Origin of the sequence: Bacillus cereus group sp. MYBK220-1, from assembly GCF_051916445.1 — a bacterium.
GTDB classification, from domain to species: Bacteria; Bacillota; Bacilli; order Bacillales; family Bacillaceae_G; genus Bacillus_A; species Bacillus_A cereus.
The window spans coordinates 137,444-156,923 of sequence record NZ_JBQAGQ010000010.1; the positions used below are offsets into that span (position 1 = coordinate 137,444).

The window sequence follows — 19,480 nt, forward strand, 5'->3', positions numbered from 1 at the left end:
TACATACCGTAAGTAATAGGATAAGAGAGCTAGAAGCGCAAGCTAATAGCTCTTTTTCACTAAGAATTTATATAATGAAGATAGAACGAATGAAGTAGAGGATAGATTGGATGAGAGAAAGGAAAAGCAAGAATGGAAAAACAGTCATGGATGGAGCTATTGCCGATTGATCGTTATAAAGTAAGTGCGAAAGGACTACTGCACAATTACGACCGAAAAGTGTTAACGATGTTGTATCAGCCGTTAATAGGTAGTAGAGCTTTTAGCTTATACATGACACTATGGGGAGAGCTTGAGCAAGATCGTGTATTTGGAAAAGAGAATACGCATCATTCCCTTATGGTGACTATGCAAATGCAACTTCCTGAAGTATATGAGGAACGAGTAAAGTTAGAGGCAATTGGGCTTTTGAAGGTATATATTAAGAAAGAAAAAGATATTCGAATGTTCATATATGAGTTGCAACCACCTTTATCTCCGAAGCAGTTTTTTGATGATATTGTTTTAAGTATCTTTTTATACAATCGATTGAGCAGGACAAAATATAATCAAGTAAAGCAATATTTCTTAGAAGAAGAATTTGATTTTGCTTCTTATGAAAATGTTACGCGTTCTTTCAATGATGTGTTTGGTTCGTTTAATCCAGGACAGCTTGAGCATGCGCAAGAAGACCTTCGTATTCCAAAAACGACAACTATGCCAAGTAACGAGAAGGGAGACGCTCCGAAAGTTTGGAATGATTTCTTTGATTTCTCTTTATTTATAGATGGATTGTCCGCTCTTGTTCCTAAAAAGGCGATTACAGATCAAGTGAGAGACTGCGTTATAACACTTGCTTACGTGTATGGTGTAGATGTGTTATCGATGCAAAATATCGTTCTTGGTGCAGTGACAGAGATGCAAACAATTGATATGGAGAGGCTTAGAAAAGGAGCGCGCGATTGGTATCAATTTGAAAATGGTCAAGCATTACCGGTATTAAGTGAAAGAGTACAGCCTCATGCTGCACGTACGATGAAAGAGAAAGAGCCTTCATCGCAAGAGGAGATGCTAATAAAGCAACTAGAGGAAATCTCACCAAAACAACTATTGAAAGAGATTTCTGGTGGTGCAGAGGCAACGAAAGCGGACTTGCAGATCGTTGAAGATGTCATGATTAATCAAAAATTGACACCAGGAGTTGTGAATGTACTTATTTATTACGTTATGCTACGCTCAGATATGAAACTTGCGAAAACGTATGTCGAGAAGATTGCTGGGCATTGGGCACGTAAAAAGGTCGGTACAGTAGCGGACGCGATGGCGTTAGCGAAAGAAGAGAACCGTCAGTATCAAGAGTGGGCTGAGACGAAGAAAAAAGGCCGTACGGCGAAGAAAACGGTGCGGAAAGAAATGGTGCCAGATTGGCTTAAGGAAGAAGAGCCGAAAGAACAAGAGAAAGAAACAGAGAAGAAAGATGTAAGTGTAGAAAAAGATGCAAGTACGCTAGAAGATGAAAGAAAACGACTAGAAGAAGTGTTAAAAAAATATAAGCGTGATTAATAGAAGAGAATGAACGCTCTTTGAGGTGAGAAAATGGAGCATATTCAAAATTCATTTGCAAAATTAATGGAAAATGAAAACTTTAAAAATAGATATGAAGTATTAAAGGCAGAAGTAATGGCGCATCCGCGTGTGAAAGAATTTATAGACGAACATAAGGGTGAAGTAACGACTTCTATGATTGAGCGCAGTCTTGTTAAGTTATATGAATATATTGGACAAAGTGTAGGTTGCGTGGATTGTCCGGATTTAGGCTCATGTAAAAATATGCTACAAGGGTACGAGCCAAAGCTTGTTATTCAAGGGAAGATGATTGATATTCAATACGATCGCTGCGTTAGAAAAGTAGCGTATGACGAGAGAAAGAAATATGAAAAACTTGTTCAAAGTGTATATATGCCAACGGATATTTTACAGGCAACTATGGAAAACTTAGATCCTTCTGATTTAAATGCACGTATCGATGCGATTGGTGCAGCGAATGAATTTTTAAGTACATATGAACCAGGTAAAAAAGCACAAGGTTTATATTTGTACGGTAAATTTGGTGTAGGAAAAACGTATTTGTTAGGAGCAATAGCGAACGAGCTTGCTCGAAAGAAAATAAGTTCGATGCTCGTATACTTCCCGGAATTTTTACGTGAAATTAAAAGTTCAATTCAAGATAATTCGATTGGTGAGAAGATTGATGCGGTTAAACGCGTACAAGTTTTAATGTTAGATGATATCGGGGCAGAAGCGATGTCAAGCTTTGTCCGTGACGATGTACTCGGTGCAATCTTACAATTCCGTATGTTAGAAAACTTACCGACGTTCTTTACGTCTAATTTTGATTTTAAACAACTGGAACACCATTTAACGTATACGCAGCGTGGCGAGGCTGAAGAAATGAAGGCAGCACGTATTATGGAACGAATTAAATATTTAGCGAAACCAATTCCGATTGGTGGGAAAAACCGTCGTCATAAGTAAAAGAGCAAGCTGAGAAGCTTGCTCTTTTGTATTATAGTGATATTTTCTTTTCAAATATGAGGTCGAAATATTCAGGTTGTCCAGAACTGCCAATCGTAGGGGCAACAATCTGTACGAACCTCCAGCCATTTCTAGCATGTTCTTGAATAATTTCTTGGTAGTCTTCAGCTGGTTTTGAGCGAGTGAACCCCCAATGTGGTTCGACTTTTACGAATTTATATTCAAACATTCGGATAACCCCTGTTATTGATAAGTAAAGTATACAATAAAAATTCATAGTAGCTTGTATCATTTTTTTCTCCCTCCCTTAATATATATAAAATTAGCAAGCCATATTGAGTGGATTTTCTAACGATAGGAAATGTAATTCTACTAAGAGTGAACTTCACGTGGAACGGACTCTTATAGGATTTGTAACGTATAGATACAGTCCTTTAGAGCGGGGATAAAAGGGGGGACAAAAGTGATTGAAATTTGCTTCGAAGAAAAAAATGATGCTATGCACGTATATAGACAATTGCTGAAAAGAGCGGAAGTGTTATATAAGGAAACGAGTGTGTATTTACAGGAACAAAAAGTGGTGATTCACATACCAGTACGTGAATCGAATTATATTGAAAAGATCTTATTGCCAGTAATGGTGTATTTCATTGTGAATGTGAAACAAAATGAGTGGATTTATACGATTTTAAAAGAAAAGTTTTTTTATGAAGAACAAGAAGAGTGTCATCAAATATTGCACATGGCACATGAGATTTTAAAGGGAAAAAGAAAAGGTGTAGCTCAGGATTTAACGCGTAACGCATTTGAGTCATATATTAAGTCTTCTTTAAATAATTGGCTTTGTGATCCGCTCTCATTCTCGTTTTCATCATATATCCGTTTTCGTCTTCGTACATATAGGGAAATGGTGGCTAAACTTGCGGAAGTGGCAATTGATGAATATAAGATGGAGCAAGAATACCAAATGTTCATTGAGACGCTTCGGCAACAAGTAAGTAGCCGTAAATCACGTTTGTCTTGCGTGCATCTTATTTTTGATGAAAGCTTTATCTTTTATGATGATAAAGGTAGACGTTTAAAACAGGAGAAGTTGGTCCAATATATAGATGAGGAATTATTAAAGCAAAATGATGTATATATTGATACGAAAGTAATTGCGCCGCTTCTTTCTATTTCGCCCAAAAAGATTTATTTATATACGAAAGAACAAGACCATAATATGATAATTACTTTGCGAAATGTGTTCCAAGAACGGGTCCAATTACATGGATTACATGATTTTGAGCGCAATGTGAAAAATTTAAAAAATAAAGGTAACGCCCTTGATTTTCTAAGTTTTTGAGCATATAATTACCTACATAAATGAAATATATTGAAATGTCATGATGAGGACATGAGTAGTTTTCTACGATTTTCAGAGAGGGAAGCCTTAGGGTGTGAGCTTCCTAGTACGGGATTATTACTTACCACCTCTAAACTTTAGCAGTGAACGGTTTTCTAGTAATTGCTAACGGACAACACCGTTATGTTGAACTTGAGCAATTAACAATTATGTTAATTGGAACAAGGGTGGAACCACGAATTCAACACTCGTCCCTTTTTACGGGATGAGTGTTTTTTATTTTGAGAAAAAGAGGAGTGACCAGTGATGGCAGATGTAGTTAAAATTACTTTCCCTGATGGAGCTGTGAAGGAGTTTCCAAAAGGCGTAACAACTGAAGAAATCGCAGCTTCTATTAGCCCAGGCTTAAAGAAAAAAGCTGTAGCTGGAAAATTAAACGATGAGATGATCGATCTTGTTACACCAATCGAAGAAGATGGTGCAGTTTCTATCATTACATTAGATTCTGAAGATGGCCTATATATTTTACGCCATTCAACAGCCCACCTTTTAGCACAAGCGTTAAAACGTTTATATAAAGATGTTAAGGTTGAGCTCGGCATTGGTCCAGTAATTGAAAATGGCTTCTACTACGATATTGATATGGAAGAAGCAATTACAGTTGAAGACTTCAAGAAAATCGAAAAAGAAATGCAAAAAATTGTGAACGAGAACTTAGAAATCGTTCGTCATGAAGTACCACGTGCAGAAGCAATTCGTCGCTTTGAAGAAATCGGCGATGAGTTAAAATTAGATTTAATTAACGATCTTCCAGAAGATGCAGTTATTTCAATCTATGAGCAAGGCGAATTCTTCGACCTTTGCCGTGGTGTTCACCTTCCATCTACAGGGAAAATTAAAGTATTTAAATTATTAAGCGTTGCGGGTGCTTACTGGCGCGGCGATAGCAATAATAAAATGCTACAACGTATTTACGGTACTGCATTTGTTAAGAAAGCGGAATTAGATGAGCACTTACGTATGCTTGAAGAAGCGAAAGAGCGCGATCACCGTAAATTAGGTAAAGAATTAAAACTATTTACTAATAGCCAAAAAGTAGGACAAGGTTTACCACTTTGGTTACCAAAGGGTGCAACAATTCGTCGTATTATCGAGCGTTATATCGTTGATAAAGAAGCAAGCTTAGGCTATGATCACGTATATACTCCAGTACTAGGAAGCAGAGAGCTTTATGAAACTTCTGGTCACTGGAACCACTACCGTGATGGCATGTTCCCATCAATGGAAATGGATAACGAAGAATTAGTTCTTCGTCCAATGAACTGTCCTCATCATATGATGGTTTATAAAAATGATATTCACAGCTACCGTGAATTACCAATCCGTATTGCGGAACTTGGAACAATGCACCGTTATGAAATGTCAGGTGCGTTATCTGGATTACAACGTGTACGCGGAATGACTTTAAACGATGCGCATATTTTCGTTCGTCCAGATCAAATTAAAGAAGAGTTAAAACGTGTTGTAAACTTAACTCTAGAAGTGTACAAAGATTTCGGTTTAGAGAACTACTCATTCCGTCTATCTTACCGCGACCCAGCAGATACTAAAAAGTATTATGCGGATGATGAGATGTGGGAAAAAGCACAAGGTATGTTAAAAGAAGCTATGGATGAAATGGGTCTTGATTACTATGAAGCTGAAGGTGAAGCGGCATTCTACGGTCCAAAACTTGACGTTCAAGTTCGTACTGCTCTTGGAAAAGACGAAACACTTTCAACTGTACAATTAGACTTCTTGCTTCCAGAACGCTTTGAATTATCATACGTTGGTGAAGACGGTAAACAACATCGTCCAGTTGTAATTCACCGTGGTGTTGTATCAACTATGGAACGTTTTGTAGCCTTCTTAATTGAAGAATACAAAGGTGCATTCCCAACATGGTTAGCTCCAGTTCAAGTACAAGTAATTCCAGTTTCTCCGCAAGTACATTTAGACTATGCGAAGAAAGTACAAGACGAATTGCGTCGTGCTGGTATCCGTGTTGAATTAGACACTCGTGAAGAGAAAATCGGTTACAAAATCCGTGAAGCACAAATGCAAAAAATTCCGTACATGCTTGTAGTAGGTGACAATGAAGTAACTGAAAACGGCGTAAACGTACGTAAATATGGTGAACAAAAATCAGAAACAATCGCATTAGATGCTTTTGTTGACATGATTAAAGTAGAAGGAAAACGATAAGAAAAAGCCGCGGTATACCGCGGCTTTTTTATGTAATATACTTGAGAAAAATTAGAAAAAATAACCATGTAACACTTATCATAAAAAAGTATTGCAAGTATGTTAGTTGTTTGTTACAATATTTCTTGTTGTTAGTAAAACACATCGCGTCTTCTTGACAGACGTCATGTCCTATGATAAACTCATCAAGGATAATAGAATATTGTTTTGTGGAACAAGTAGAAGCACCCGCTTCTCACCTGATGGACGCATTCGCAGTTAACAGGTAAATGTATTTCTTACTTAAGATTTTACAAGTGTGGGTGTCGTATGCCCGCACTTTTTTTGTTCGGGTTCTATGACTACAAAATATGTTCTGAGAAAACCTTGGAGGTGGCTTACTATTAGCAAGGATATGATGATTAACGAGCAAATTCGTGCACGTGAAGTACGTTTAGTTGGCGCAAATGGCGATCAACTTGGAATCAAGTCTCGTAATGACGCTTTAGACTTAGCTGCAAATCTTAATCTTGATTTAGTATTAGTTGCTCCAAATGCGAAACCGCCAGTATGCCGCATTATGGACTACGGTAAATTCCGCTTTGAGCAACAGAAGAAAGAAAAAGAGCAGCGCAAAAATCAAAAAGTAATTAGCATGAAAGAAGTTCGTTTAAGTCCAACAATTGATGAACACGACTTTAACACAAAACTTCGTAATGCTATCAAGTTTTTAGAGAAAGGCGACAAGGTTAAAGCGTCAATTCGCTTTAAAGGACGTGCCATTACTCATAAAGAAATCGGTCAACGTGTTTTAGATCGCTTCTCAGAAGCTTGTGCTGAAGTTAGTACAGTTGAATCTAAGCCTAAAATGGAAGGACGCAGTATGTTCTTAGTTTTAGCACCGAAAAACGATAAGTAATAGATAGAGGAGGAAATACCTATGCCTAAACAAAAAACTCATCGCGGCGCTGCAAAGCGTTTCAAAAAGACTGGATCAGGTAAACTGAAACGTTCTCACGCTTACACAAGCCATTTATTCGCTAACAAATCTACAAAAGCTAAACGTAAACTACGTAAAGCTGGTGTAGTAAGCGCTGGTGACTTCAAACGCATTCGTCAAATGCTTGACAACTTAAAATAAGTTCGGCTGATATATAGAACAATTAGGAGGTAATATTATGCCAAGAGTAAAAGGTGGTACAGTTACTCGTCAACGTCGTAAAAAAGTAATTAAATTAGCAAAAGGTTACTACGGTTCAAAAAATACATTATTCAAGGTTGCTAACCAACAGGTTATGAAATCTTTAATGTATGCATTCCGTGACCGCCGTCAAAAGAAACGTGACTTCCGTAAATTATGGATTACACGTATCAACGCAGCAGCTCGTATGAATGGTCTTTCTTACAGCCGCTTAATGCACGGTCTTAAAAATGCTGGCATCGAAGTTAACCGCAAGATGCTTGCTGACTTAGCTGTTCATGACGAAAAAGCTTTCGCTGAATTAGCAACAGTTGCAAAAAACAACATTAACTAATTAATTAGTTGAAACCTTAGAAGAATTTTCTTCTAAGGTTTTTTTATTTGTATTCAAATAGAAGTTAGAAGTGAAAGAAATTATAAAGATTAACGGCTATGTTGTTATCAATATGACAAAATCAATATAAAAGTTATAGCAGTATAGAAGAATATACATATGAAGTCAGGAGAATACTCCTGGCTTTTTTCAATTCTGCCCGTTTGGAAAGAAGAGTATCTTTCCTAGCTGAAACGACACTGCTATAATGGAAAGATGATATGGAACTTTCATCAGATGAACAATTTAAGAGCGATGACTGAAACGTATTTGTAAATTAAGGACAAGCTATTTTATAAAGAGTTAGGTAGCTGACTTATTCATAAGAACTGAAACATAATAATGAACTTTGAGATGAAACAACATTGTTGCGTAAAATGCGATGTTGGAGGAGGACAATAGAATGGACTTACTACAACTATTTAAATTACAAAAAGAATTAGATGACCGTATTGCAAAAGAACATGACTTACAACCGAAAAAATTATTAAAAGAAAAAATGTTAGCTCTTCTTGTAGAAATTGGAGAACTTGCAAATGAAACACGTTGTTTTAAATATTGGAGCAACAAACCAGCATCAGAACGTGAAGTAATATTAGAAGAATACGTAGATGGTTTGCATTTTATTTTATCAATCGGAATTGATTTAGGTATTGATAAAAACTTCCTATTCTATAAATGTGCACAGACGAATAAAACACAAGTGGAAATTTTCTTAGACACATATGCGAAAGTAATTCGTTTTACAGATCAACCATCTATTACAAATTATATTGAATTATTTACGAGCTATCTTCGACTTGGACAAGCACTTGAATTTGAACAAGAAGAGATTGAAAAAGCATATTTAGATAAAAATGAAGTAAATCATCAGCGTCAAACACAAGGATACTAATTTAATTTTTGAATATTTCAATTTAATTATTGTATAATGAATTGACTGAAGAAAAAGGAGGGTGTTGGCAATGACAAAATTAGACGCGACATTGACAATGCTAAAAGAATTAACAGATGCACGTGGTATTGCTGGTAACGAGCGTGAACCACGTGAAGTAATGAAGAAATATATCGAGCCGTTTGCGGACGAACTTTCTACTGATAATTTAGGGAGTTTAGTTGCGAAAAAAGTAGGGGAAGAAAACGGCCCGAAAATTATGGTTGCAGGTCATTTAGATGAAGTTGGATTTATGATTACACAAATCGATGACAAAGGTTTCCTTCGCTTCCAAACGGTTGGTGGCTGGTGGTCACAAGTTATGCTTGCGCAACGCGTGACGATTGTAACGCGTAAAGGAGATGTAACAGGTGTAATTGGTTCAAAACCACCGCACATTTTACCTCCAGAAGCTCGTAAAAAGCCAGTTGAAATTAAAGACATGTTCATCGATATCGGTGCTTCTAGCCAAGAAGAAGCGATGGAGTGGGGCGTACGACCAGGAGATCAAGTTGTACCTTACTTTGAATTCCAAGTGATGAAGAATGAAAAAATGTTACTTGCAAAAGCATGGGATAACCGAATCGGTTGTGCAATTGCAATTGACGTATTAAAACAATTAAAAGATGAAAAGCATCCAAACGTTGTATATGGCGTTGGAACTGTACAAGAAGAAGTTGGTCTTCGTGGCGCAAAAACATCTGCGAATTATATTAAACCAGATATCGCGTTCGCAGTAGATGTTGGTATCGCTGGAGATACACCGGGTGTAACGTCAAAAGAAGCACAAAGTAAAATGGGCGATGGACCACAAATCATTTTATATGATGCTTCTGTTATTGGACATACAGGTTTACGTGATTTCGTAGTTGATGTTGCTGATGAATTACAAATCCCGTATCAATATGATTCAGTAGCAGGCGGAGGAACGGATGCGGGTGCGATTCACATTGCTGTAAATGGTATTCCTTCTATGGCAATTACAATTGCAACGCGCTATATCCATTCTCATGCGGCAATGTTACATCGTGATGATTATGAAAATGCAGTGAAGTTAATTGTAGAAGTTATTAAACGTCTTGATAAAGAGGCTGTACATAACATTACATTTAATTAATAGAAAAAGCGAAGGAGCTTCTCCTTCGCTTTTTTATGTTTTAAAAAGGCCGTTCTAATCCCGCTGCAGTATGAGCACCTAAAATAATTAAACGAGTTAATTGCATCGCCATAAAATGTGGGGTATATATCATTCCTTTTTTTAACCATGACATAATCATTCCGATGTGAGCCCCTGTCACATAACTAATCAAAATATCACGAGGAACCATAAGATCTTCATCATCTGGTTGTGAAATAGACAAGCTTAATGTTAAATGCACTTGTATTGTTTTCATCATTTTATAAGAGTAGTTTCCGGCAGCTTTATCCCCAAGCATAACGTTATAAAAGTTTACATTTTCTGCGATATGTTCGAATAAAGCCAAAAATGTAGGATGAGGTGAATCAAATGTAAGTTGAAAATCTTCTTTATTTCTATTTTTCGGTTTAATTACTTCTGCTAGCTTCTCTAACATTTCTTCAATGCTTTTGTCTAATAGGTCATATTTATCATGGTAATGGCTATAAAATGTAGCGCGATTTACAGGAGCGCGTTCTGCGATATGTTGAACAGTTACATTTTCAAAGCCTTTTTCGCCTACTAAAGCGACAAAAGCATCCTGAATGAGTTGTCTCGTTCGCTTTACACGTGGATCATTTGTATTTTTAATAGACATTTTCCTTCTCCTCGTTTAATTTTCTATACTTAAACAACATATTGGTATTATATTGTTGTTTAAGCAACATTTCATACGTAAATTGTCGGTTGTAGATTCAAAATAATTATTTATAATTATAAACGATAGTCCTTCAGAAATCAGCACCGCTCGCAGGTAGATAAGTTTCGATTTACGCTGCAGATGGTGTGATTTTTTTGTTAAAAGGTTAATATAATTAACAATTAAACAATCTAAACAATAAGGACATAAATAGTTTAGAAAAAAATTATATGCGATATAAGGAGAGGAATGCAATGAATCAGTTTCGAAGAATGGTAATTATCAACATTATCACATTAATTGTACTAGTTGGCGGCGGTATTGGCGGTTATTACTATTACAATCAAACGGAAAATTACTTAAAAACAGACAATGCAAAGATTGATGGAAAGGTAATTCCGGTTGCTTCACCAGTAGCAGGTAAACTAACTGACTGGAAAGCTGAAGTAGGAAAAAATTATAATGAGAACGATAAATTAGGTACTGTTACTGTAGCGGCAGCTAATGGAGAACAAACAGTAGATGTAACAATTCCACAAAATGCAACAGTTGTACAATCAAACGCGACAACAAATGCTTTCGTTGGAGCAGGTAGCCCGATTGCTTATGCATTTGATATGAACAATTTATGGGTAACAGCAAACATTGAAGAAACAGATGTTGATGATGTTCAAAAAGGTCAAGATGTAGATGTGTATGTAGATGCATACCCAGATACAACGTTAACAGGAAAAGTAGAACAAGTTGGCTTAACAACAGCGAATACATTCTCTATGTTGCCATCAAGCAACGCAACAGCGAACTATACGAAAGTAACACAAGTAGTACCAGTTAAAATTTCTTTAGATCATAGCAAATCAGTAAATATTGTTCCTGGCATGAATGTGACAGTTCGTATTCATAAGTAAGGGGGAGATGAGATGTCCTCAATTGTAATTGCAGGATATGCACTATTTTGTATAATCGTCTTCTTCCTTGTAAATCGTCTTTTACGAAAGAAAAAAACGAAAATGGGAGAAGAACAAGTCCCAGCCGTAAGTAAAATAGAAGTAAGTAAAGTTGAAACAGAAGAGAAAGAAATTGAACGAAAGCAAGAATCGGAAATTTCTAATGTAGTTGAGTTAGAAACAGGAAAGCAAGAAGAAGTAAAACAAGAAAAAGAAGTGCCGAAAAAACAAATGTCTATGCCTGTAGAGAATGTGAACGTAAAAGCAGTTGTAGCTGTATTAATTCTAGGCATGTTCGTTTCTATTTTAAACCAAACAATCATTAATGTTGCATTACCTCCGTTAATGAATGAATTTAATGTATCAACTTCAACAGCACAATGGTTAATTACTGGCTTCATGCTTGTAAATGGTATTTTAGTACCGATTAGTGCCTTTTTAGTTTCACGATTTACGTATCGTAAATTATTCGTAGCAGCAATGTTATTCTTCACGGTAGGATCTATCATTTGTGCTACTTCAGGAAACTTTACAATGATGATGACAGGTCGCGTAATTCAAGCTGTTGGTGCGGGTATTTTAATGCCGGTTGGTATGAATATCTTCATGACGTTATTCCCGCCTCATAAACGCGGAGCGGCGATGGGATTACTAGGTGTAGCAATGATTTTAGCACCAGCTATCGGACCAACTGTAACAGGTTGGGTGATTGAAAACTATAGCTGGAACTTAATGTTCTATGCGATGTTTATTATCGGTTTAATTATTACGTTCCTATCTTTAAAATTCTTTACACTAGCTCAGCCAGTGTCTAAAACGAAATTAGATATATTCGGTGTGGTTAGTTCAAGTATTGGACTAGGAAGCTTATTGTACGGATTTAGTGAAGCTGGAAATAATAGTTGGACTAGTGCAGAAGTTGTTATTTCACTTATTATCGGTGTAATTGGTTTAGCGTTATTTATTTGGAGAGAGTTAACAACGGACAATAAAATGCTTGATTTACAAGTATTTAAATATCCAGTATTTACTTTTACTTTAGTAATTAACGCAATCGTTACGATGGCATTATTCGGAGGTATGTTATTGCTTCCAGTATATCTGCAAAACATTCGTGGCTTTACGCCAATTGAATCTGGTTTACTACTTCTTCCAGGATCATTAATTATGGGGATCATGGGACCAGTAGCGGGTAAATTGTTCGATAAATATGGTATTCGTCCATTAGCGATAATTGGATTGGCAATTACGACGTATGCGACATATGAATTTACAAAATTATCGATGGATACACCGTATAGCGTTATTATGACGGATTATATTATACGTTCAATTGGTATGTCATTCATTATGATGCCAATTATGACAGCTGGTATGAACGCGCTGCCGATGAAATTAATTTCTCACGGTACAGCAACGCAAAATACGTCAAGACAAGTAGCGGGTTCAATCGGAACAGCGATTTTAATTACACTTATGACGCAACAAACGACTGCTCACGTAGCAGATTACGGCAACATGTTAACAACATCAAACCCAATTTTAGTTGATAAAGTACACGGTATGGGGCAAAGCTTAGCGGCCTTAGCTGGATCAGCTCAAGCAGGAGACGGGATGAGCACACAACTATTATATGGACAAATTTCAAAGCTATCTGCAATTAACGGTATTAACGATGCCTTCTTAATCGCAACGATACTAGCAGGTATCGCTTGGGTGTTATCGTTCTTCTTACAATCAGGCAATAAACCAAATAGAAAAGCAGGGAATTAATTTCCCTGCTTTTTTGTTTTCTTATACAAGGATTCAATTAGATATAGAATGAATCACCTGCAGACATGAGAACCCAGAAAATACCTCCCAGTAGTCCCCTATGTTGTGTATACTTTTACATTGTGCTTGTAATCCACTTATCCTCGCTAATAAGACAATTAAAGAAATTAAAATTAGTATAAAGAAGTTGTTATAAAAAGAGTAAAGAGAGGTATCATCATGATACCTCTCTTTATCCTAAGAATGCTAACATATTATTCATAATATGAAATAACATAGCTGGAATAATGGATTTTGTTTTCAGGCGTAATATTTAAATATTACATATAAAGGTGTATTTTCCATAAAATAATAAAAGAGGTATCACCCTGTAGTGATGCCTCTTTCTCATTGATAACTATGTTCTGTCTTGTTATTCAATTTTGCTTGCTCTATTTGCAATTCACGCTCTACCAATCGATCTAATTGCTGAATTGCTTTAAGTGCTTTTTCATAAGAAATTGTTCGATAATGATGCGCTCCGCCCGGTTCTTCATCTGCTTCGTCTGCCCATTTAATAATATTTTGAAGAGATGTTCTTTCAATTTCTTGTTCCACTAAGAAAGAATCTGTATGAAGAAGAATTGCAATAGAAATTTCTTTTGCTAGTTTTGGATGTTCTCCCAATCTAATAAGTAATTTATGTGCTCTTTCAGCGCCTTTAATTGCATGGATATCATTCTTTTTATATAAGTCATAATCCCATTCGCCGCCTGTGTACCACGTATGATGTCCGATATCATGAAGGAAGCCAGCTTTTGTGGCAGCATCGACTGAGGCGTGATGCTTTTTGGCTAGGTGAAACGCATGGTAAGCGACAGCGATCGCGTGGACCATTCCAGAACGGTTTACGTATTTTTGTGTAATGTGGTGTTTAAAAATTTGTTCAAGCGTAATACGGTGCATAAAACATTCACTCCTTTTATCTTATGGTGTATATGAAGAAAAATCGATCGGTTTAAATGTATTTTGAACATTGTACTCCATCATAGTTCGTTAGTAAAGTAGAAATGTTTAGGAGAAGAAAAAAATTTTCTGCAAAAAAATCACCTTAGCTTATGCAAAGGTGATTTTCAAATTGCTTATTTTTTTAATCCTTGCTCTAGTGTTTCTAACATTTCGTGCTTTTCATTTTCATCAGCGTTTTTCCAAATGACTTCAAATAAAACGCCAAGACCTGGAAGCATTTTTTCTTCACCGCTTTGAATTGCATCGACGATTGTTTCTTGTAATTGATCTTGTGAATTTCCAGATACATTCGCTAATACGGCACCGCGTAAATTAAAACTCATTGCTTTCACCTCTTCTTCAGAATTGAAACTGACGTTAGTTTTTGTTCTTTTTTATGTAAATATGTATGAAAAATAGGCTATAATGATAAGACAAGAAGAGAGGGAAATACATATTATGAAAAACATTGATTCAGTACAAAATCCGCGTGTAAAGCAGTGGAAAAAGCTGCAAACGAAAAAAGAACGCGATAAAAAAGGTTTATTTTTTGTAGAAGGATTCCACTTAGTCGAGGAAGCTTTGAAGACAGGGATTGTAACAGAACTTATCGTTTCAGATCAGACAGACCTTCCGAAAGATTGGACAGTTAATGATGTGGAAATGTATATCGTACCTGAGGCGATTGTAAAAATACTTCGTGAAACAGAAACGACGCAAGGTGTATTTGCTGTTTGTGAGAAGCGTGAGAAAGAAGTAGCTCTTACTGATGGGAAATTCCTTTTATTAGATGGCCTGCAAGACCCAGGTAATTTAGGAACAATTATTCGTACAGCTGATGCAGCTGGTATTCACGCCGTTGTGCTTGGAGAAGGTTGTGTTGATGTTTACAATAGTAAAGTACTCCGCTCTACACAAGGCTCTATTTTCCACTTACCAATTGTAAAAGGGAACTTAGAAGAATGGGTAGACAAGTTAAAAGAAAATGACGTTCCTGTATATGGAACAGCTCTTGAAAATGGAGTTCCGTATGGTGAAGTAACGCCGGCTGGCAGTTTTGCATTAATTGTAGGAAATGAAGGAAATGGCGTACGCCAAGAAATTCTTGCAAAAACGGATCAAAACTTGTATATTCCGATTTACGGCGGGGCAGAATCATTAAATGTTGCGGTTGCAGCAGGGATTTTAACGTATTATTTGCAAAGCCCGGTTGCGAACAAATAAAAAACTTCTTATAATAAGTTGAAGTACATTATATTAAAAGTTAAATAACGAAAAACGTTGATAGAGAAGAGTAACTTACAAAATCGCCATATAGGGAGAGAGTGCCGTAGACTGAAAGCATTCTTATGGTAGACGGAAGTGAATTCACCTCTGGAGTTGACGCCAGGACCATGTATATGTAAAGGCGTTCCGGTCAGAATTGATCGTTATAACTAATGAGTGGGCAGACTTGTTCTGTCAATTTAGGGTGGTACCGCGAATTTACCTCGTCCCTTTTTGGGAGCGAGGTTTTTTTATTTTTAAAATTAGGAGGGTTCCAAAATGGAAGCACGTTTAAAAGAGCTAAAGCAAAAAGCGTTAGAGCTTATTGAAGAAGCGAAAGAGCTAAAGGGCTTAAACGACGTACGCGTAGCGTATTTAGGAAAAAAAGGCCCAATTACAGAAGTATTACGCGGCATGGGAAAATTATCAGCAGAAGAGCGTCCACGTATGGGAGCATTAGTAAATGAAGTACGTGAAGCGATTCAAACGCGTCTAGAAGACAAAATTAGTAACTTAGAAAAAGCAGTAATCGAAGCGAAACTAGCTACTGAAACAATTGATGTTACATTGCCAGGTCGTCCTGTTGAAACAGGTTGCCACCATCCATTAACAGCTGTTGTTGAACAAATTGAAGATGTATTCATCGGTATGGGTTATGAAGTAGCTGAAGGAACAGAAGTAGAAAAAGACTACTACAACTTCGAAGCACTAAACTTACCGAAAGATCACCCAGCGCGTGATATGCAAGATACATTCTACATTACAGAAGAAACGTTACTACGTACACATACATCTTCTGTGCAAGCACGTACGATGGAAAATAATAAAGAAAAAGGCCCAATCAAAATTATTTGTCCTGGTAAAGTGTATCGCCGTGATGACGACGATGCGACGCATTCACATCAGTTCATGCAAATTGAAGGTCTTGTAATTGATAAAAACATTCGTATGAGTGACTTAAAAGGTACACTGCAAGTATTCGTGAAAAAGATGTTCGGTGAAGATCGTGAAATCCGTCTTCGTCCAAGTTTCTTCCCATTCACAGAGCCATCTGTAGAGATGGATATTTCTTGTATGATGTGTCATGGCAAAGGTTGCGGCACTTGTAAAGGAACTGGCTGGATTGAAATTCTAGGCGCAGGTATGGTTCACCCGAACGTACTTGAAATGGCTGGTTATGATTCAAAAGAATATCAAGGTTTCGCATTCGGTATGGGCGCAGAGCGTATCGCAATGTTGAAATACGGAGTAGATGACATTCGTCATTTCTATACAAATGATGTACGTTTCTTACAACAATTCAAACGAGCGTAAGGGAAGGAGAGGATAAGTATGTTCGTATCATATCGTTGGTTACAAGAGTATGTAGATATTAAAGATGTAACAGCACAAGAACTAGCAGACAAAATCACGAAAAGTGGTATTGAAGTAGAAGGCGTTGAAGTATTAAATAAAGGTGTAAAAGGTGTTGTAGTTGGTCACGTATTAGAATGTGAAAAACACCCAGAAGCTGATAAATTAAGCAAATGCTTAATCGATATCGGTGAAGAAGAGCCAGTTCAAATTATTTGTGGAGCTGCTAACATTGCAAAAGGTTTAAAAGTACCAGTTGCAAAAGTTGGAGCTGTACTTCCTGGTAACTTCAAAATCAAAAAAGCAAAACTACGCGGTGAAGCTTCTCACGGTATGGTTTGTGCTCTTCAAGAGCTTGGTATTGATGGAAAGTTAGTTTCAAAAGAATACGCAGATGGTATCTTTATCTTCCCAAGTGACGCTGAAGTTGGTGCAGATGCACTTGAAATTTTAAACTTACACGATGAAGTACTTGAGCTTGGCTTAACACCAAACCGTGCAGATTGCTTAAACATGTTAGGTGTTGCATATGAAGTAGCTGCTATTTATGGCCGCGAAGTAAAACTTCCAGCTATCGACTTACAAGAAACAGCAGAAAAAACTTCTGATTATATTTCTGTAAGTGTAGAAGCGAAAGAAGAAAACCCATTATACATTGCAAAAATGGTTAAAAACGTAAAGATTGGTCCATCACCAATGTGGATGCAAACTCGTCTTATGGCAGCTGGCATTCGTCCAATTAGCAACGTAGTTGATATTACAAACTACATTTTAATGGAATACGGTCAACCGTTACATGCATTCGATTACGATAAATTAGGTTCAAAAGAAATCGTTGTTCGTCTTGCAAAAGAAGGCGAAAAAATTGAAACGTTAGATGATCAAGAGCGTACATTACAAAGCCACCACCTTGTAATTACAAACGGCACGAAAGCTTTAGCTGTTGCTGGTGTGATGGGCGGGGCGGATTCTGAAGTTACAAATGAGACAGTAAACGTTCTAATTGAGTCTGCATACTTTGCAGGTCAAACAGTACGTCGTACATCAAAAGACTTAGGTCTTCGTAGTGAATCAAGTGCACGTTTCGAAAAAGGAATCGACCCAACACGTACATTTGAAGCAATTCAACACGCAGCTGCTTTAATGGCGAAATATGCTGGCGGTGAAGCACTTGAAGGTGTAGTAGAAGCTGACAACTTACAAGTACAAGAGCGTACAGTATCTGTTACTGCTGAAAAAGTAAACCGTGTATTAGGTACAAATATTTCTGCGAGTGAAATGGGTACAATGTTCACAAACTTGAAATTCCCATTCACAGAAGTAGAAGGAACATTCCATGTAAATGTACCAGCACGTCGTCCTGATATTACAATTTCAGAAGACTTAGTAGAAGAAGTGGGCCGTCTATACGGTTATGACCACATTCCAGTTACATTACCTTCTGGAACGATGACTCGTGGTAAATTAACATCAGCACAAACGAAACGTCGTAAAGTACGCCGCTTCTTAGAGGGTGCTGGTTTATATGAAGCAATCACGTATTCATTAACAAGCGCTGACAAAGCGAAACAATATATGGTTGAGCCAAACGAAAAGGCGCCTGTAGGTCTTGCACTTCCAATGAGTGAAGAACGTAGCCAACTTCGTTTAAGCTTAGTACCGCAATTACTAGAAGCAGTTTCATACAATGTCGCTCGTAAAAACGACAGCGTTGCTTTATACGAAGTAGGTTCTATCTTCTTACCGACAGAAGAAGGAGAACTTCCGAAAGAAGAACAACATCTTGCAGGTGTTATGACAGGTCTTGCTCTTCACCATGCATGGCAAGGTGAGAAGAAAGTAGTAGATTTCTTCGTTGTGAAAGGTGTACTAGAAGGACTATTCGACGTACTTGGCGTTGCAAACCAAATCACATATGCACCAGCAAAACGTGAAGGTATGCACCCAGGACGTACAGCTGACATCGTATTAGATGGCGAAGTAATTGGTTTCATCGGTCAATTGCACCCAGAAGCAGAAAAACAATTAGATGTGAAAAATACATTCGTATTTGAATTATCTCTTGTAAAAGTATTCGGTGCAGACGCTGAAGAAACTTACTACTCAGCAATTCCACGTTTCCCATCTATGACACGTGACATGGCTGTTGTAGTAACAAAAGAAACAAAAGCTGGTGAAATGAAGCAAGTCATTGCTGAAGCTGGCGGAGAACTTCTGAAAGACGTAACACTATTCGACTTATACGAAGGTGAAAAAATGGAAGAAGGCAAGAAATCACTTGCATTCTCTATGACTTACTTCGATGCAGAACGTACATTAACAGACGAAGAAGTAACAGAAGCACATAACCGTGTACTAACAACGGTAGAAGAGAAATTCGGTGCGGAGTTACGTAAGTAATTAGAAAATTGCCGGATATATTCCGGCAATTTTTTTATTGGATTGGTTGTCGGACACTGTCGGTAAGTCGATATATTACAAAAATCGCTCATATATTTTCCGACACCTTGCATCTTTCTCTCGAATGTAGTACATTAATTTTAGTTTAACAAAATGAAAGACGATGATAAGGAAAAGTAGTATATACTATAATCCAAAGCGAGTCAGGGACGGTGAGAGCCTGATGAGGCGGTATATGTGAAGAACACCTTGGAGTTGCTAACCGAAATTGAATCTTGTATTCAAGAGTAGACTTAGACGGGAATCCGGCCTGTTACAAACCGGGAAGTATGTATTACATACGAGTT

General features: G+C 37.2%; 18 protein-coding genes, 2 pseudogenes and 4 other annotated features (1 of these 24 only partly in view). Of the genes and pseudogenes, 14 read left to right on the top strand and 6 right to left on the bottom strand.

Annotation, left to right across the window (positions count from 1 at the left end):
• Positions 1–132 precede the first annotated feature (132 nt).
• Positions 133–1,542, top strand: coding sequence for a replication initiation and membrane attachment family protein (locus tag ACTFRU_RS26715; protein ID WP_000415048.1), 1,410 nt, complete (start codon positions 133–135; stop codon positions 1,540–1,542).
• A 33-nt stretch (positions 1,543–1,575) separates the two neighbouring features.
• Positions 1,576–2,514 (top strand): primosomal protein DnaI, encoded by a 939-nt coding sequence (gene dnaI / locus ACTFRU_RS26720; protein WP_000400106.1) that lies wholly within the window; start codon positions 1,576–1,578, stop codon positions 2,512–2,514.
• 31 nt (positions 2,515–2,545) lie between these two features.
• On the opposite strand, the gene ACTFRU_RS26725 is transcribed toward dnaI, so the two are convergent.
• Entirely contained in the window at positions 2,546–2,743 is a 198-nt protein-coding gene (locus ACTFRU_RS26725; protein ID WP_002024924.1) for a DUF4177 domain-containing protein, read from the bottom strand.
• A 234-nt stretch (positions 2,744–2,977) separates the two neighbouring features.
• Between ACTFRU_RS26725 and ytxC the strand changes: the two genes are divergently transcribed.
• The 7 genes from ytxC to ACTFRU_RS26760 all read left to right on the top strand — a co-directional run bounded on the left by ytxC (position 2,978) and on the right by ACTFRU_RS26760 (position 9,707).
• Entirely contained in the window at positions 2,978–3,859 is an 882-nt protein-coding gene (gene ytxC, locus ACTFRU_RS26730; protein WP_000569625.1) for a putative sporulation protein YtxC, read from the top strand.
• A 31-nt stretch (positions 3,860–3,890) separates the two neighbouring features.
• Positions 3,891–4,118, top strand: a binding site (T-box leader).
• 47 nt (positions 4,119–4,165) lie between these two features.
• Entirely contained in the window at positions 4,166–6,103 is a 1,938-nt protein-coding gene (thrS, locus tag ACTFRU_RS26735) for a threonine--tRNA ligase (RefSeq protein ID WP_000786083.1), read from the top strand.
• A gap of 210 nt (positions 6,104–6,313) precedes the next feature.
• Positions 6,314–6,434: a sequence feature (ribosomal protein L20 leader region), on the top strand.
• A gap of 63 nt (positions 6,435–6,497) precedes the next feature.
• Entirely contained in the window at positions 6,498–7,001 is a 504-nt protein-coding gene (gene infC, locus ACTFRU_RS26740) for a translation initiation factor IF-3 (protein WP_000973215.1), read from the top strand.
• A gap of 21 nt (positions 7,002–7,022) precedes the next feature.
• A complete protein-coding gene (rpmI, locus tag ACTFRU_RS26745) occupies positions 7,023–7,223 on the top strand; it encodes a 50S ribosomal protein L35 (RefSeq protein WP_001125945.1) in 201 nt (66 codons plus the stop codon).
• 37 nt (positions 7,224–7,260) lie between these two features.
• Positions 7,261–7,617: a 50S ribosomal protein L20 gene (gene rplT, locus ACTFRU_RS26750; protein ID WP_001138362.1), complete on the top strand. Its 357-nt coding sequence runs from the start codon at positions 7,261–7,263 to the stop codon at positions 7,615–7,617.
• Between the two features lie 442 nt (positions 7,618–8,059).
• Positions 8,060–8,551 (top strand): dUTP diphosphatase, encoded by a 492-nt coding sequence (locus ACTFRU_RS26755; RefSeq protein WP_000365050.1) that lies wholly within the window; start codon positions 8,060–8,062, stop codon positions 8,549–8,551.
• Between the two features lie 70 nt (positions 8,552–8,621).
• Positions 8,622–9,707 (top strand): M42 family metallopeptidase, encoded by a 1,086-nt coding sequence (locus ACTFRU_RS26760; RefSeq protein WP_000163555.1) that lies wholly within the window; start codon positions 8,622–8,624, stop codon positions 9,705–9,707.
• A gap of 40 nt (positions 9,708–9,747) precedes the next feature.
• Here ACTFRU_RS26760 and ACTFRU_RS26765 read toward each other — a convergent pair whose 3' ends face one another.
• On the bottom strand, positions 9,748–10,365 hold the full coding sequence (locus tag ACTFRU_RS26765) for a TetR/AcrR family transcriptional regulator (RefSeq protein WP_000023660.1): 618 nt from the start codon (positions 10,363–10,365) through the stop codon (positions 9,748–9,750).
• Between the two features lie 296 nt (positions 10,366–10,661).
• On the opposite strand from ACTFRU_RS26765, the gene ACTFRU_RS26770 reads away from it, so the two are divergent.
• Entirely contained in the window at positions 10,662–11,315 is a 654-nt protein-coding gene (locus ACTFRU_RS26770; protein WP_001071419.1) for an HlyD family secretion protein, read from the top strand.
• Positions 11,316–11,327: 12 nt separating this feature from the next.
• Positions 11,328–13,127, top strand: a complete 1,800-nt coding sequence (locus ACTFRU_RS26775) for a DHA2 family efflux MFS transporter permease subunit (protein WP_000095298.1) — start codon at positions 11,328–11,330, stop codon at positions 13,125–13,127.
• Between the two features lie 37 nt (positions 13,128–13,164).
• Here the strand turns inward: ACTFRU_RS26775 and ACTFRU_RS26780 are convergent.
• The 4 genes and pseudogenes from ACTFRU_RS26780 to sspI form a co-directional block, all read right to left on the bottom strand.
• Positions 13,165–13,301: pseudogene (locus tag ACTFRU_RS26780) on the bottom strand (DNA-binding protein); the annotation flags it as partial.
• 58 nt (positions 13,302–13,359) lie between these two features.
• Positions 13,360–13,440: pseudogene (locus ACTFRU_RS26785) on the bottom strand (CPBP family intramembrane glutamic endopeptidase); the annotation flags it as partial.
• Between the two features lie 74 nt (positions 13,441–13,514).
• A complete protein-coding gene (locus ACTFRU_RS26790) occupies positions 13,515–14,072 on the bottom strand; it encodes an HD domain-containing protein (RefSeq protein ID WP_000554786.1) in 558 nt (185 codons plus the stop codon).
• A 176-nt stretch (positions 14,073–14,248) separates the two neighbouring features.
• Positions 14,249–14,458 (bottom strand): small acid-soluble spore protein SspI, encoded by a 210-nt coding sequence (sspI, locus tag ACTFRU_RS26795; protein WP_000009509.1) that lies wholly within the window; start codon positions 14,456–14,458, stop codon positions 14,249–14,251.
• 82 nt (positions 14,459–14,540) lie between these two features.
• On the opposite strand from sspI, the gene ACTFRU_RS26800 reads away from it, so the two are divergent.
• The 3 genes from ACTFRU_RS26800 (at position 14,541) to pheT (ending at position 19,133) form a co-directional block, all read left to right on the top strand.
• Entirely contained in the window at positions 14,541–15,338 is a 798-nt protein-coding gene (locus tag ACTFRU_RS26800) for a TrmH family RNA methyltransferase (RefSeq protein ID WP_012593342.1), read from the top strand.
• Positions 15,339–15,386: 48 nt separating this feature from the next.
• Positions 15,387–15,615 (top strand) — a binding site (T-box leader).
• 44 nt (positions 15,616–15,659) lie between these two features.
• Entirely contained in the window at positions 15,660–16,694 is a 1,035-nt protein-coding gene (gene pheS, locus ACTFRU_RS26805) for a phenylalanine--tRNA ligase subunit alpha (protein ID WP_000388222.1), read from the top strand.
• Between the two features lie 18 nt (positions 16,695–16,712).
• Positions 16,713–19,133, top strand: a complete 2,421-nt coding sequence (gene pheT / locus ACTFRU_RS26810) for a phenylalanine--tRNA ligase subunit beta (RefSeq protein WP_000498188.1) — start codon at positions 16,713–16,715, stop codon at positions 19,131–19,133.
• 154 nt (positions 19,134–19,287) lie between these two features.
• Positions 19,288–19,480: a binding site (T-box leader), on the top strand; it runs 59 nt beyond the window's last position.

Coding starts and splice junctions, on each gene's coding strand:
- ACTFRU_RS26715 (WP_000415048.1), top strand. CDS start 133: ATGGAAAAACAGTCATGGATGGAGCTATTGCCGATTGATCGTTATAAA.
- dnaI (WP_000400106.1), top strand. CDS start 1,576: ATGGAGCATATTCAAAATTCATTTGCAAAATTAATGGAAAATGAAAAC.
- ACTFRU_RS26725 (WP_002024924.1), bottom strand. CDS start 2,743: ATGTTTGAATATAAATTCGTAAAAGTCGAACCACATTGGGGGTTCACT.
- thrS (WP_000786083.1), top strand. CDS start 4,166: ATGGCAGATGTAGTTAAAATTACTTTCCCTGATGGAGCTGTGAAGGAG.
- infC (WP_000973215.1), top strand. CDS start 6,498: ATGATGATTAACGAGCAAATTCGTGCACGTGAAGTACGTTTAGTTGGC.
- rpmI (WP_001125945.1), top strand. CDS start 7,023: ATGCCTAAACAAAAAACTCATCGCGGCGCTGCAAAGCGTTTCAAAAAG.
- rplT (WP_001138362.1), top strand. CDS start 7,261: ATGCCAAGAGTAAAAGGTGGTACAGTTACTCGTCAACGTCGTAAAAAA.
- ACTFRU_RS26755 (WP_000365050.1), top strand. CDS start 8,060: ATGGACTTACTACAACTATTTAAATTACAAAAAGAATTAGATGACCGT.
- ACTFRU_RS26760 (WP_000163555.1), top strand. CDS start 8,622: ATGACAAAATTAGACGCGACATTGACAATGCTAAAAGAATTAACAGAT.
- ACTFRU_RS26765 (WP_000023660.1), bottom strand. CDS start 10,365: ATGTCTATTAAAAATACAAATGATCCACGTGTAAAGCGAACGAGACAA.
- ACTFRU_RS26770 (WP_001071419.1), top strand. CDS start 10,662: ATGAATCAGTTTCGAAGAATGGTAATTATCAACATTATCACATTAATT.
- ACTFRU_RS26775 (WP_000095298.1), top strand. CDS start 11,328: ATGTCCTCAATTGTAATTGCAGGATATGCACTATTTTGTATAATCGTC.
- ACTFRU_RS26790 (WP_000554786.1), bottom strand. CDS start 14,072: ATGCACCGTATTACGCTTGAACAAATTTTTAAACACCACATTACACAA.
- sspI (WP_000009509.1), bottom strand. CDS start 14,458: ATGAGTTTTAATTTACGCGGTGCCGTATTAGCGAATGTATCTGGAAAT.
- ACTFRU_RS26800 (WP_012593342.1), top strand. CDS start 14,541: ATGATAAGACAAGAAGAGAGGGAAATACATATTATGAAAAACATTGAT.
- pheS (WP_000388222.1), top strand. CDS start 15,660: ATGGAAGCACGTTTAAAAGAGCTAAAGCAAAAAGCGTTAGAGCTTATT.
- pheT (WP_000498188.1), top strand. CDS start 16,713: ATGTTCGTATCATATCGTTGGTTACAAGAGTATGTAGATATTAAAGAT.